This is a genomic window from Aureispira anguillae, from assembly GCF_026000115.1.
Lineage (GTDB): Bacteria > Bacteroidota > Bacteroidia > Chitinophagales > Saprospiraceae > Aureispira > Aureispira anguillae.
This window is the reverse complement of the sequence record NZ_AP026867.1, coordinates 6922758-6937314: the sequence shown is the minus strand read 5'-3', so window position 1 is coordinate 6937314 and position 14557 is coordinate 6922758. Positions and strand designations below refer to the sequence as shown.

General features: G+C 37.0%; 15 protein-coding genes. 6 read left to right on the top strand and 9 right to left on the bottom strand.

The genetic code is table 11. The annotated features are described in order from the left end of the window. A complete protein-coding gene (locus AsAng_RS26965) occupies positions 1–288 on the top strand; it encodes a hypothetical protein (RefSeq protein ID WP_264790252.1) in 288 nt (95 codons plus the stop codon). 42 nt (positions 289–330) lie between these two features. Here the strand turns inward: AsAng_RS26965 and radA are convergent, their stop codons facing one another. Next, positions 331–1707, bottom strand: coding sequence for a DNA repair protein RadA (radA, locus tag AsAng_RS26960; protein ID WP_264790251.1), 1377 nt, complete (start codon positions 1705–1707; stop codon positions 331–333). A gap of 149 nt (positions 1708–1856) precedes the next feature. On the opposite strand from radA, the gene AsAng_RS26955 reads away from it, so the two are divergent. Next, positions 1857–2420, top strand: a complete 564-nt coding sequence (locus tag AsAng_RS26955; RefSeq protein ID WP_264790250.1) for a Crp/Fnr family transcriptional regulator — start codon at positions 1857–1859, stop codon at positions 2418–2420. An 89-nt stretch (positions 2421–2509) separates the two neighbouring features. Continuing rightward, complete coding sequence (locus tag AsAng_RS26950) at positions 2510–3274, top strand: hypothetical protein (protein ID WP_264790249.1); 765 nt, start codon at positions 2510–2512, stop codon at positions 3272–3274. A gap of 16 nt (positions 3275–3290) precedes the next feature. On the opposite strand, the gene AsAng_RS26945 is transcribed toward AsAng_RS26950, so the two are convergent. Further along, positions 3291–3704: a winged helix-turn-helix transcriptional regulator gene (locus AsAng_RS26945; RefSeq protein ID WP_264790248.1), complete on the bottom strand. Its 414-nt coding sequence runs from the start codon at positions 3702–3704 to the stop codon at positions 3291–3293. A gap of 174 nt (positions 3705–3878) precedes the next feature. Between AsAng_RS26945 and AsAng_RS26940 the strand changes: the two genes are divergently transcribed. From AsAng_RS26940 to AsAng_RS26930, 3 genes are all read left to right on the top strand, one after another. Then, complete coding sequence (locus AsAng_RS26940; protein ID WP_264790247.1) at positions 3879–4247, top strand: nuclear transport factor 2 family protein; 369 nt, start codon at positions 3879–3881, stop codon at positions 4245–4247. A 214-nt stretch (positions 4248–4461) separates the two neighbouring features. Beyond that, positions 4462–4605 carry a hypothetical protein gene (locus tag AsAng_RS26935; protein WP_264790246.1) on the top strand — a complete coding sequence of 48 codons (144 nt, stop codon included), beginning with the start codon at positions 4462–4464 and terminating at the stop codon, positions 4603–4605. Between the two features lie 89 nt (positions 4606–4694). Next, positions 4695–5624 carry a DUF2167 domain-containing protein gene (locus AsAng_RS26930; RefSeq protein ID WP_264790245.1) on the top strand — a complete coding sequence of 310 codons (930 nt, stop codon included), beginning with the start codon at positions 4695–4697 and terminating at the stop codon, positions 5622–5624. A 132-nt stretch (positions 5625–5756) separates the two neighbouring features. On the opposite strand, the gene AsAng_RS26925 is transcribed toward AsAng_RS26930, so the two are convergent. From AsAng_RS26925 to thrS, 7 genes are all read right to left on the bottom strand, one after another. After that, positions 5757–6821 (bottom strand): nucleoid-associated protein, encoded by a 1065-nt coding sequence (locus tag AsAng_RS26925; RefSeq protein ID WP_264790244.1) that lies wholly within the window; start codon positions 6819–6821, stop codon positions 5757–5759. A gap of 9 nt (positions 6822–6830) precedes the next feature. Continuing rightward, a complete protein-coding gene (locus AsAng_RS26920) occupies positions 6831–8111 on the bottom strand; it encodes a lipase family protein (protein WP_264790243.1) in 1281 nt (426 codons plus the stop codon). Positions 8112–8214: 103 nt separating this feature from the next. Beyond that, the gene (locus AsAng_RS26915; RefSeq protein WP_264790242.1) at positions 8215–9213 is read right to left on the bottom strand and encodes a quinone oxidoreductase family protein; all 999 of its coding nucleotides are present in this window, start codon (positions 9211–9213) and stop codon (positions 8215–8217) included. A 349-nt stretch (positions 9214–9562) separates the two neighbouring features. Continuing rightward, complete coding sequence (locus tag AsAng_RS26910; protein WP_264790241.1) at positions 9563–10126, bottom strand: leucine-rich repeat domain-containing protein; 564 nt, start codon at positions 10124–10126, stop codon at positions 9563–9565. 52 nt (positions 10127–10178) lie between these two features. Then, positions 10179–11213: a hypothetical protein gene (locus AsAng_RS26905; RefSeq protein WP_264790240.1), complete on the bottom strand. Its 1035-nt coding sequence runs from the start codon at positions 11211–11213 to the stop codon at positions 10179–10181. Positions 11214–11439: 226 nt separating this feature from the next. Beyond that, positions 11440–12366 carry a hypothetical protein gene (locus AsAng_RS26900; RefSeq protein ID WP_264790239.1) on the bottom strand — a complete coding sequence of 309 codons (927 nt, stop codon included), beginning with the start codon at positions 12364–12366 and terminating at the stop codon, positions 11440–11442. A gap of 198 nt (positions 12367–12564) precedes the next feature. After that, positions 12565–14502, bottom strand: a complete 1938-nt coding sequence (thrS, locus tag AsAng_RS26895; protein WP_264790238.1) for a threonine--tRNA ligase — start codon at positions 14500–14502, stop codon at positions 12565–12567. Between the last annotated feature and the right edge of the window lie 55 nt (positions 14503–14557).

Sequence of the window (14557 nt, the reverse complement as noted above, 5' to 3'; positions counted from 1 at the left end):
ATGACTGTAATTCAAATCAAACATATTGAGGACTGTTTTGATGGTTCTTCTGTTAAGGAACTCCTTTTGTCAGAAGCCATCAGTTCGGATTTAATCCATGCCTTAGGTAAGACAGGAGATTTACAATATTTTCCTCATTTTGCTAGACCATTTTTTAAGATTCGGCTACACAAAAAGCTTGATGTAAAAGGGATTGAAGGAAATGACACACTACGCATTCGACTAAAAGCTCCAATTGAGGTCAATCTCAAAAATTTTATTGACTCCTTGACTCAATTGAGCCAATAGCTAAGCCCTTAACAGCATTTACTTCAATCCATTATTTTTCTATTAAGCAAACAAGATGTTGTACAACTCTTCTACCTTGCCAACAGGAATAATTTCTATATCGTAATTTTTTTGATCAATTCCTTTCATATTAAACCTTGAAACAAAGATTTGTTCAAAACCCAAACGGTTTGCCTCCTGTATTCGTTGTTCTGCTCGCTGTACCGAACGAATCTCCCCCGATAAACCAATCTCTCCAGCAAAACAAATATTACTAGGCAAAGACACATCTTCTAAGGAAGAAATTAGGGCCGAAATAATTGCCAAATCAATAGCAGGATCACTTACTTTTATACCACCAGCGATGTTCAAGAAAATATCATTACTCGCAAATTGAAAACCACAACGTTTTTCCAGTACCGCCAATAACATTCCCAGACGACGCAAATCAAAGCCAGTAGCAGAACGCTGAGGAGAACTATAAACGGCTGTACTTACCAAAGCCTGTGTCTCGATCAGCATCGGGCGAATTCCCTCCAAAGTCGCTGCGATAGCAGAACCGCTCAAATCTTCTTCTTTCTGTGATAATAACAGCTCTGAAGGATTAGAAACCTCTCTTAGACCAATTCCCTGCATTTCATAGATTCCCAATTCTGAAGTAGAGCCAAAACGATTCTTAATCGTTCTCAAAATACGATGAGTATAATTTCGATCCCCCTCAAACTGCAAAACAACATCCACAATATGCTCTAGCACTTTAGGTCCTGCAATGGCTCCCTCTTTGGTTATATGCCCTATTATAAATACAGGAACACCACTTTCTTTGGCAAAACGCTGAAACTCTGTAGCACACTCTCGAACTTGTGAAACACTGCCTGGCGCTGACTCTATATGAGCAGAAGTAATGGTTTGAATAGAATCGATAATTAAAATATTCGGCTCTAACAACTGTGCCTGCATCAAGACATTCGCCAAACTAGTATCAGACATGATATAACAATGCTCTGGTGTTTTTCCCAGACGATTGGCACGCATTTTTATTTGTTCTTCGCTCTCTTCCCCAGAGATGTACAATACTTTTGCATCCAAGGATAAGGCTAACTGTAACATTAAGGTTGATTTACCGATTCCAGGTTCTCCGCCCAATAAGACCATAGACCCTTCCACGATACCACCTCCCAAGACTCTATTTAGTTCCCCATCATGGGTTGCTCTACGTTGTGTTGTTCCCGTTTCAATTTGAGCCAATTTTTTGGGACGAGGCTTTTCCTTCTTAGTCCCCTTCCGCCACATTTTTTTAGCCTCTTGTTTAGGACTCTCTTTAACAACAATCTCTTCTTGAATGGTATTCCACTCTTCGCAGGCACTACACTGCCCTGCCCATTTAGAATAAGTCGTACCACAACTGGTACACGCAAATACTTTTTGTACTTTTGCCATTAATTTAGTTTAAAACATCAAAGTAGCATATTATTGTAACACAGCTTCAATTATACGCAAAAAAATGACAAGAATCAAATACTAGCTTTATTGTTCTTTAGCTATGCTATAAATTATTTTCGTTCTTTCCTTGTAAATTATAACTGTCTATGATAAATTTTGTTGAATTTTGCCATACCATTTCGCCTCTAAATTCAGAAGAAAAGGAAGAGTTAGCGGCTATTTTAACCCACACACAAAAACAAAAAGGAGCCTCTATTTTAAGATCCAATGCTTATTGTAAGGATTTATTTTTTATCACTAAAGGGGTCGCCAAATTAGGTTTTCAAAATAATGGCAAAGAATTTATCATGCGTTTTTTTGAAGAGGGAATCTTGTTTACAGAATTAGAGAGTTTGATAAAACGGCAGCCTAGCAAATACGAAGTGACTGCATTAGAAGCGGTAGAACTCACTATTATTCCTTTTTACAAATTTGAAGCCTTATGCCACAAACATCATAAACTGGAAACCTTCTTTAGAAAATTCCTCAGTCTTGCCCACCTTAATATGATGGGTAGAATTAGCGAAATATTGGAAGAAGATGCCAAAACTCGTTATCTCAATTTCTTAAATAGTAATCCAGGCTTGATGCAACGAATCAGTTTGGGGGATTTAGCAAACTATCTAGGGATTACTCAAGTTTCTTTAAGTAGAATTAGGGCAGAAATCTAGCGTTTTTATCATTTGTTAAAAGAAGCAAGCAATGGATCGCTTAATTTTGAATTCAAGCAGTTATTCTTAACCATAAACTTTTTTTAACAATGAATACGAACTCAAAATTAACCATTGTCAATCAGCATTTAAACTATGATAATGTTACCCTAATAGCTCCTTCTACGCATACCTTTATTCATCTAGCAGCGGTAATAGATACAGCTTCTTTTCCTTTTTTTCTTAGCCTTAGTAAGCGCAAAAAACAACTCATTCAACAATGCAAGCAATGGTGTCAAAAGTTGGCAGAATATCCTGATGTTGTTGAAGCAACCGTCTTTAAAGCCTTATTAATTCCTCCTGGACGAGGCAAATTGCTCCACGAACGAACCAATAAAGCATTAATTTCAAAATTTGATCTCGCTATATTAATAGAAGTAAAATCTGAAGCCTTTGCGGCAAAACTAAAACAAGATGCTACCTTTTTGTCGCTTCAAACGGCCTTAGAACAAGCAGCGGAACAGACACATTTTGTTACGGCTTCTAATGCTCGAAGAATTGGTCCTGTTGACCACAATCAACCAGGCGTTTTCTTGTTTAATTATTTTTATGCCGATGATGTTCAACAAAATTTGGCCGTTTGGAAATATACAGCAGGTTGGTTTGAAAAAGAGACTCATTTAAACAATTCAACACTCTTATTGCCACTTTCTGGCGAAAACTCTAGTTATTCAGTTATCAATCATTGCCGTTGGGACAAATTGCGAGACATTCTTCCTGCTCTGATTTTCAAAAAAACATTCCAGCAATATGTCTTGGATAATTTTTATGCCAATCAGGTAGCTGCCATGCCGATCTTGTATCAACTGGCTTAGAAAATTGCTGGGTTTATCAGTCTGCTAAGTGTTCCTTTTCTAGTTTTTTTGTCAGCGTTTTGAGTAAGTGATCTGGATTTTCTTTAGCCGCTACTAAAAAAGATGGCTCTGCTTCTGTATTGGCATCATAGATACTGCTCCAAACAATCATATTCACCATAAAAGGAAGCATATCTATCCCCTTTTTGGTGAGGCTATATTTTATGCGTGATTTTTTAACCTGATCCGCCCCCTTAGAAATGATTCCAGACTGTTCCAATTTTTTTAATCGATCGCCAAGAACACTAGTTGACACCTTTTCCCCCGATTCAAAAAACTCATTGTAATGTCGTTTTCCCTTGAACATCAAATCCCTTACAATCAATAAGGACCATTTGTCTCCAATGTGTTCTAATGCGTAATTAATTGGGCAATGCGATCTCATTTTCATACCTCAACGATTATTTTGTTTCTAATAAACACTAACCTACTCTAAATCTTAGATTTTTTAGATGATAGCATCTTTTTTTTAAATAAAAACACCTATTTAACTTGCTTTTCACAAGTTAATTATTAATTTTAACTTCGGAATAACAAGTTAATTACTCATTATTAAAACTTTAAAATGAAAACATCACCGCTAAAAGTAGTCTATGCCTTTGGTCAAGGTCTACAAACGGGAACAGACTCTTGGAAAGAAGTTGTTGCTGAAAACGTAACGTTTACAGGCCCCGTAGATCAGGTCCAAGGCTTAGAAGCATTCGCCAAACTAAACGAAAGCTTTATGCCAATGGTTCGAGGCAATGAAATGAAACAAGCTGTTGAAGCTGGAAATTTTGTCATTACTCAAATTCTATTGGATGTTGCAATGCCATCGGGAAAACTTATACAGCTAGACATGAGTGAATGGTATGAGGTCATTGATGGCAAGATTCAAAGCATTAAAGTCTATTATGATGCTGAAGAATTCCGAAAAGAGTTACAAACCTCATAATGCCCCTTATCAACCGACCTTCTTTTCTCTGTAATGAAAAGGAGGTTTTTTTATGCTTTTTGCCATCCAAAATCAATACTATTGTTAATTAGTAAACTTCTCCATTGTTAATTGTTGCCAAAACACGCCCCCTCAATAAAACACTATAAAACAGGTATTTAAATCATCTTTTCTTGTATTTTTGTTAATTAAACAAATCCAAAAATGTTCAATAATGTCAAGTTCCCATCATTTTCCAGCAAAAGCATATTCCATACTCTTAAAAGCTAGAATCGAAGGAAATACTACTGCTACTACTGCCCATTTTATAGAGCATAAAACGAATAGAAAAATTCGTCCAATAAGCCTTCTTTTATAATTCTCAATTTAAAATTAAAACAAGGGAACTATTCATAATTAGTAGGTGTATATGGTTAAGAATATCTTAACAAACCAAAACCATTACCTATGAAACAACTCTCAATGTTCCTTTGGGCCTTCTTTTGCCTAAACTTAATGTATGCTCAAAATGATGAATCAAGTACTTTAGAGGAACTAACCGATGAACAACAAGCTCAATTGGCAGCTTATCAGGTCTTTGTAGATAGTATTTCGAATAGCTTGAACTATCAATACGGTACCATTACGCTCAATAAGGCAGGAACTGATCTTGCCCAATTAACGGTTCCTGAAGGGTACAAATACCTTGATCCTGAACAAACGGAATATGTTTTAACAGAACTTTGGGGCAACCCTTCTAGCGGCCGTTTGGGCTTAGGTATGCTTCTACCCAAAGAAACATCTCCTGTTAGTGATAATTTTACTTTTGGCGTTGAAATTGACTATTCGGACGAAGGTTATATCGAAGATAGTGAGGCTAGTAATTTGGACTATGCTGAATTGTTGTCTGAAATGCAAAAGGATGCTAAAGCAGTAAACAATGAACGCATCAAACAAGGTTATGCACCTGTTGAATTGGTGGGCTGGGCAGCGGCTCCTTTTTATGATTCTCAAGCTAAAAAATTGTATTGGGCCAAAGAATTAAAATTTGGCGAAGATCCGATTAATACGCTCAATTACAATATTCGTATACTGGGTCGTGGCGGTTTTCTTAATCTAAATGCCATTGGAGAAATGGATGTACTTCCCATTTTTGAGAAAGATGTAGATGCCATTTTATCAAGTGTCAATTTTGTGGAAGGACAAAAATATACGGACTTTGATTCTAGTATTGACAAAGTAGCTGCCTATGGTATTGGTGGATTAATTGCAGGAAAGGTATTAGCCAAAACAGGCTTTTTTGTCTTATTGCTCAAGTTCTGGAAATTGATTGCCGTTGGTGTTGTTGGCTTTTTTGTAGCCATTAAGCGTATGTTTACAGGCGATCGACCAGCTTAAACATTGCTCCTTTTATATCCGTCTTTGATTTACCAATGTGATAATTTGAAAATTTGAAAATGAAACCCTGTGGATCATCTTCAAATTTTCAAATTATCACATTTTTACATTTTCAAATTTTAATTGGCACCTCTATTTCTCATTGTTGAAATAAATCTTATAATATTTCATTTCTTTTTCATCGTCATAGCCACGCTCCAAAAAGCCATCTGCTTGAGCCTGAGAAGACAAAATTTTGATCTCCATTTGAGTATCCAATTGGATGTTATTTTTGAAGCCCCGCTTTGCTTTTTTTACAACAGGTTTGCTGATATAAAAACCTTCTTCTGCGGTATCCTCTATGCCTAATTTCTCTTGAAAATCTTGTTTGTGGGCTTCAAAAGCGTCAATTTTTTCATAATTATCTTCAAAAATGACTTCTTTAAATTCCGTTTCGTCAAACTCTTTGTAATGCTCAAAGTAATCTTTAGAACGATTGAGGAAATCCACTCGCTCATGTTTGTCCTCTTCTTTAAAGGCGCTTTTACCAAATTCTTTGCACATTTCTAGGTAAGATTTGGTTTGAAAACGAGCATCTTGCACTTCCGTTATCATTAAAAACTCATCCTTCCAATACTTAGCATCAGCACTCTTAAGGTCAACGGAAACCACTCGGTAACCTGTTTCTTGGCTTACGTTAAAAACCAAACAGCCTTTATCCAATTTAGCAATGTCCGTTCCCTCTTCAAAATCCAATGTCCACTCTTCTTCCTCATCTAGTTTTAGTTTGAGGTAGGTATCTTTATTTTCTGCTTTGAAAATACCAATGGCATCCACCATTTCATCGTCAACAATACAATCTTGAAAATAGGCAATGTACAACTCCCCTCCTTTGACCTTTACATGATTCGATTTTTCGTACAAATGCTTTAGAATGTTGATTGATTGTTCATAAAAATTAGCTTCCACATCTTCAAAAATGTAAGAACAATAATTATAAATTTCATTCATTGTCAAATCAACCTCATGATTAAACTCATAGGTTTCTTCTAGCTTAAATCCACTCAAAAAGTAAGACATCAACACCTCTAATAGCTCATCCGTCAGGTTAAATAATTTTTTAGCAATTCGAATTCCTTCATCCTGAGATTTGTTGCCAACTTTGTGAAGTACCAGCTTATTCATGGTTACTTCATCTATATGTATATTCTGTTCCATTCGTATAATTTATTTTGAATCTTTTCTACCATAGTAAAGATAAGGATAACTATCGTCTACTTTAGGTAAATGCTCTTTTTCTTCTTCTGATAATTGTTTATAAGCTGCTTTGACATACCATTGCGGGTTGTGATAATGCAACATTCCCATACCGATACAAATTGTCCCACTCAATTGATTTCGACGTATTCTACGAGCTTCTTTTCTATCGCTAAGATCAATATAAGGGTAACGCTTAAAAGGCCCCGTCACTACCACTCGCTCACCTGTATTTTTATACAACTTATAGTTGCCCTTTTTTTCTTCATCGTACCAATTTCGTTCGCCAACATAATCGTACTTAAACCCTGGCGCCCAAAGCAAAGTAACAGGATCTTTAAAATACTCGAACCGCTGAATTCTATGCGGCAACAGTTCATTGGTTTTGCGGATGAATGCCTTGTTTCCTATGGTACGAGGACAAGCATAAGCATAGACATTTTGCACATCAAAACCATAAGATTTTAGGTAGGTTCCTGTTACAATAGAAAGAGCAGCTCCCAAACTATGCCCTGCCAACCAAATATTTTTCTTTTTAGCGTTAAATTTAATCAAGGTTTCAATCAATTCATCTCGTATCAAATCAAAACTAAGCCAAAAACCAGTATGAATTCGTGTTCCTACTAAAGCACCTCCTGCTGGCGTTTGATTGATCCTAAAATCAGTTCCCAACCATTCTGCCCATTTATTTTTTCCTACATCATCCGTGCCTCTAAACAAAATAAAGATTGTCTTTGGGGTAGAGATAATCATCAATTCAGGATCTAGCCCTGATTTGTATTTAATCCCTAAAAAACGTGCCGTATGGGTATGTATTTTTTGGATGTACTTAAAACAAATGTGCTCCTCTGTTCCCTCTTCCCCTTGATGGGCTTCGTGCTCTTTTTCAGTTTCCAATTTTCCATTAAAATAATGCTTAAAACGTTCGGTGTAAATCGTCTGAAAATTAGAATCCGTCACGACCGAATTCGCACGAAATGCATCTGTAGAAGAGATGGTATCAACAGGCTGGCAGCTATTTCCAATATAGCGCATCTGATAATCTAAGCGTTCCAAATACATCAACTCTGTCATTTTTGCTAAAATAAACGCATTGACATTATTAACTCCACTAGCTGTATCGTTAAAATAATTCATGCATTGGCCTTCATAAGTAGGCGCATGAAAGCTCTGGTGTTCCAATAATTGACCATAAGTTGTAGCCGCTACCCAAAATAAACTCACCCAAAGTATACTAAGTTTTTTAATCATAGATTTCCTTCTAAAAGTTATTAAATTGAAGCATGTTTAATTCAAAACAATTGAGTACGGCATATCCAAATTCGTTCCTTATTTAACCTTGGCTATCTTTTTTTTATGAAATCGTAAATACAATTTTGCCAAACTGTTTTCCAGCATCCATATAGTCAAAAGCTTCTGCCCCCTGACTTAGCTCCCATTTGCTATCAACAACAGGCATCAATTTTGTTTCCTGAACAAAGGATACCATTTGCTCAAACTCCTCTGTACTTCCCATCGTAGAGCCTAATAAGGACAACTGTTTCCAGAATACCTTTTGAGGGTTGACCTTAAAACTTCCTCTTGTTCCTCCATAAAAAACAATCCGACCGCCCATATTTGCCAAATCTAAAAAGTATTTAAAACCTTCACCTCCTGCACTATCAACAACAACATCAAAACCACCATTTGCTTTTTTCAAAAGCGTTTTGTGCCAATTTTCTTCTTTATAATTTACCCCACCTTTTGCACCTAAAGCAATAGCCGCTTGAATTTTTTCTTCCGACCCAGAGGTTACATAAACTTCTGCCCCTAGTGCTATAGCAAATTGGCAGGCAAACAACGCTACACCTCCACCAACACCAGAAATTAGGATTCGATCTTTTGAGGTAGCTTTTGCCCGAGAAAAAAGTGCTCGATAAGCTGTCAATCCAGCCAAGGGCAATGCTGCTGCTTGCTCAAAAGAAAGATGTGCTGGTTTTAGCGATAATTGCGAGGCATCTACCACCACATACTCTGCAAAACAACCATTATCTGGCATTCCCAAAATACGATAATCTTTTGGCTGTACTTCTAAAGCCTTTTCCCAGCCTATGCTTGGATTAAGAATCACCATTTGATTTAACCACGAAGCGTCTACCCCAGCACCCAATTCAACCACCTGACCTGCACCATCTGAGCCTAAGGTCACAGGCGCAACCACTCCAGGATATAATCCTTGAGTGATATAGACATCTCTATGATTGATGGCAGCAGCTTTGAGTTGGATTAAAACTTGCCCGGCTTGAGGGCTTGGCTTGGAAATATCTTGACAAGTGATCGCTTGTTTCACTTCTTGAAGGACTAATGCTTTCATTGTTAGTATTTAGAACATAGACCATCTGCTTCTAAAACACTAGTTAGCACAAGATTCTAGCTAAACTGCCTAAAAGAAAAGGTCTACTTATGTTTATTAATACTCCGCTGATTAGTTCCCTTCAGTCATGAGGACACTGCGCTTAGTTTTTAGTTCGCTATGCTCATGAGATAGTTAACAAAAAATATAAAAAAGCAGTGCCTTTGCTTTTACCTACGGTGCTAGGCATTCCAGTTGGTACACAGTACCAAGCTTCTCGTGCACTATGTTTATGTGGTTTAGCTTTGGCTACAAGCATGCCCAGTTAGTACGCTAACGCTTATGAACTCGCATAGCTCGGTTCGGGTTTCTAGCGGAGTAATGGTTTATTGGATCGTAATATAATTTTGGTGTAAGGTAACCACTTTCTAAACATTTTTCGTTGTTCCTCTGTGAAATTATTTCCGCCAATATAAATTGCATTAAGTTTTTCTAATTTCGACAAATCGGAGGGCAATTCGCTCAACTTATTATTCCTTAAATCCAATACTTCTAAATTTGTTAATTCTAGAATGGCAAGTGGCAAACTTGTAAACTTGTTATTGCTGAGGTTAAGTCGTTGGAGTGCCTTAAGCGCAGCAACAGAAGCAGGCAATTCCTCCAATTGATTAGAAGAAACATTTAACCGTCTCAACTTAGGCAGTTGGTCCATACAATCTGGCATTTCCAATAATTCATTGTTTTGGACATTTAACCGCTCCAAGTTGGTAAATAAAACAAGGTCTTCCGATAGATAGTCCCATTGACCATCTGTAATATCTAACACTTTTAAATTAGCTGCTGAAGTTCTTTTTGAAGAATCAGCCTTCCAATAGTTCGAGCAGCTAGTTAGGAAAAGTAACGTTATTGAGCAACATACCATTAAATGATTCATGTAGGACAGAATTTGAAGGTTTTTAATTGATATTTGGTCGAATCAGAAAATTTTAACTATAAGCTCCTTTCCGTTCAATAATAACTGGAAATTCTTTGTAAATGCTAAATGGTTTTCCTGAACGCAAACGCTGTTTAAGCGGTGCTAATAGATCTCTAATTCGTTTGGATTTTATTCGCTTGTAAGAACGATGAATAACAATTGCAAAATGAGGTTCCATTTCCACTTTTTTCCCGTCAATCCAATAAACACCCCGCTTCATATACATGATTTCTCCCAACTTATAGGCTTTTCCTCTAAAATCCTCTGTAGATCTCCACTTGAGTACTTTTCCGATAACCATAGCATAGTCATATTCGACGTTTTTGCTTCCTATAATATCCGAATCACTTTTTTTCTTTTTATAGGGATAATCTGCCAAAATGGTAAGAGGTTGAATAACCATATAGGGTTTTCCCAACATATACTTATAGTCTCTCTTTAGTTGGTCATCCAATTCACGTTTGGTATATCGCTTAACAATTGTATTATCGTCTTTCGAATTTTTGGTAATATCAACCTTTGCTTTGCGCTTTTCTTTTTTATAGGGCAATAAGGCTTCAGGTTTTTCGGTTTCTTCGCCTAAAAAAGCGCCAAAGATTCCTGTATCGTCTTCTTCCTCTCCCGCTTCTTCGCTAGTATCTTCTGCTAGAAAAGAAGCCAATAAGTCCTCCTCTTCATTCGGTTCTTCCTCATTTAAGAAAGCCGCTAAATCGCTGTCTTCCTCTGAAGCAGCATCTTCTGCAAAAAATGACGACAATAAGTCTTCCTCTTCGCCCTCTGTTTCCTCGTTTAAGAAAGCCGCTAAATCATTGCCCTCTTCCTCTGAAGCAACATCTTCTGCAAAAAATGACGACAATAAATCTTCCTCTTCGCCCTCTGTTTCTTCGTTTAAGAAAGCCGCTAAATCATTGCCCTCTTCTTCTGAAGCAGCATCTTCTGCGAAAAATGACGACAATAAATCTTCCTCTTCATTTTTGGGATCTTCGTTTTCAAAAAATGAAGATAGGTCATCATCCCCCAATAAGTCATCTAATTCCTCTACCATAATAAAAATTTAAATGGATCTATTTATTAATTGCAGTTCTTCTATAATCTTTTTTTGTTATATGACCTCTAACATTCAGGTCTATTATACAGTTACAATTTAGGGAGAAAAAATGAACTAAACAAGTAGATATTATAGATTAATTGATGTTCGGCACGAATTCTAAATGCGCTTTAAATGATTCTGTCGTTATATTGATGCTTTTAATAAGAGCTAAGCCATGCTCCTATTTTTTACGCCATTTGATCCACCAAGGCAATTCATTATTTTTTAATTGAAAATAGGGAACGTTTTGAGCGCCAAAACTCTTATAAAAACGGGCAATACCAGGAACAGACGATCCCTCAAAATCTATATACTTTAGCCGTTCCGCCTCTCGTTGAACAGTAGCATCCAAGAGATAAGCCATTGCTCCCACCTCCTTGCCTATAGCTGTGCTTACATTGAGCAATGTAATAATTGCAGCCCCATCAAACATAAAAAAAGTTGCTGCACAGAGGTTCTTATCCGTATCAAAAGCTGCTGAAATTACTCCTTTGCCCCTATGCAGACAATTCCAAATAATACGATGAGCAGTATGATAAAGTGCTTCAGGGTGCTTAATTCCCTTTGCTATTTGTGCTTTTTTGACTTCTGCTACAAACGTTTCTGGTTTTAAATTACTAGTGAGAAACAAATTATGATTTTTGGCCTTTTTTATATTCCGTTTGATATTTTTAGAATAAGCTTGATACAGCTCATCATAAGGCTTGTTTAAATCTAAATGATAGTTTTGTTTTTCTAAGACTTCATATTCTTTTAATTTAAGCACATTCCGATTTCCATCATTCAAGGCAATATCCCAATATTTAAAATCAGAAGGAATGGCTTCTAAAAACTTAGCAATTCGCTCTTTAGAACGTACATTCACGGTAAACAATCCCAACTGTTGGCAAAGAAAAGGTTGATAAATTTGCTTAATTTTTAACATTCTATCGTTCCAAACCAATGGAAAAACGGACTGATAATCACCTTCTACCAAGCCCATCCAATCATTGGTTACATTATCCAAGTACCAAGTATAGCCATAAATTTTGCTATTGGCAGCATAATGCACACAACCATTCCATTTAGGAACATCTATTTCATCCCTTTTTAATAACCGTACTTCCATTTTTTATTTTTATTCATCTGAGTAACTAGAACAATCAACTACTCTTCAAAACATTTTTTTGTCCCATCTGTTCACAAAAATAAAAACTCCTAGTGCTATCTAAAGTATTCTGGCAAAGAATCGTCTTTTGTCAAAAAAATAAAAACCGCAACTGCTAAAAAAACAGTTGCGGCAATCGTATCCTTGATTAGGATAAAACTATCCTTCTTGTTCTAATAAACCATTAAAGAAATCCATAAAATCAGGAATGGTCATCGCTCCTTTGTCTCCATCTTCAACTCCCTGCATACGAACAGAAACAGTTCCTCCTTCTACATCTTTGCCACCAACAATCAACATGATGGGTACTTTCTTCACTTCTGCATCTCTAATTTTACGCTTTAGTGTCTCATTTCTATTGTCCATATACCCCCTAATATCCTTTGCTTCCAACTGGTTTTTCACCTCTTTGGCATAATCTACAAATTTATCAGAAATAGGCAAGATGGCATATTGCTCTGGAGTTAACCACAATGGGAATTTCCCAGCAGTATGCTCAATAAGTACAGAAATAAAACGCTCCAAAGATCCAAAAGGCGCACGGTGAATCATAACAGGGCGATGCTGTGCATTATCCGCTCCTGTATATTCCAATTCAAAACGCTCAGGCAGGTTATAATCTACCTGAATGGTTCCTAGTTGCCAAGAACGTCCAAGTGCATCCCTAACCATAAAATCTAGTTTTGGACCATAAAATGCAGCTTCGCCCAACTCAGTAACCGTTTTGAGTCCTAACTCTTGTGTTGCCTCAATAATCGCACTTTCCGCAGCGTTCCAATTTTCGTCTGATCCAATATATTTTTCAGGTTTTTCAGGATCACGCAACGAAATCTGAGCGGTAAAATCAGAAAAGCCCATTTTTCGGAAAACCAACAAGGTCAAATTTAGCGTTTCGATAAACTCATCCTTCAATTGATCTACCGTACAAAACAAATGTGCATCGTCCTGTGTGAAACAACGCACTCTTGACAAGCCGTGCAACTCACCGCTTTGCTCATAACGATAAACCGTTCCAAACTCAGCAATACGCAAAGGCAATTCTTTGTAAGAATGTGGCTTATGTGCATAAATTTCGCAATGATGTGGACAGTTCATTGGTTTTAGCATAAACTCCTCTCCCTCTCTAGGCGTTCCAATTGGCTGAAAGCTATCTTCTCCATATTTTTCGTAGTGCCCAGAAGTGATGTACAAGTTTTTGTGTCCAATATGTGGAGTAGTTACCAACTGATAACCACGCTTAATTTGTTCTTTGGTCAAGAAATCTTGTAATCTATTTCTCAAAGCAGTCCCCTTGGGCAACCAAATTGGCAAACCAGCTCCTACTTTTTCAGAAAACATAAACAGCTCCAATTCCTTTCCTAGCTTTCTGTGATCTCGTTTTTTTGCTTCCTCTATCATGGCTAGGTATTCCTTCAACTCTTTTGCTTTAGGGAAGGTAATTCCATAAACACGAGTCATGACAGCATTCTCCTCATTATTTTGCCAATAAGCTCCTGACAATTTTGTCAATTTTATGGCCTTGATAAAACCAGTATGTGGAATGTGTGGTCCTCTACACAAATCGGTGAAACCACCTTGTTTGTATAGGGTGATTGATCCATCCTCTAGTTTATCGATTAATTCTAATTTGTATTCATCGCCTTTTTCTTCAAAAAACTGAATGGCATCTGCCTTGCTAATTGGCTCACGCAGATATTCGTTTTTTTGGCGTGCTAATTCTAGCATTTTTTTCTCAATGGTTTCAAAATCTTTGCTTGAAAGCGTACGATCTCCCAAATCAATATCATAATAGAAACCATTTTCTAGTGCTGGACCTGCTCCAAATTTAACTCCTGGATACAATGCTTCCAAGGCTTCTGCCATCAAATGTGCAGAAGAATGCCAAAAGGTAGCTTTACCATCATCATCACGGAAGGTTAGTAATTGTATTGCCGCATCGTTTTCAATAGGACGTGTGGCATCCCATACTTCTCCATTTACTTTGACCGATAATACATTACGAGCCAAGCCCTCACTAATAGATTTGGCAATGTCTAGTCCAGTTGCTCCTGACTCATACTTACGAACGCTGCCATCAGGAAGAGTAATGTTAATCATGTTGATTAGTTGTTTTGTTATTGAATAAAAAATAGTCTGAGCCAATTTCCTCTTC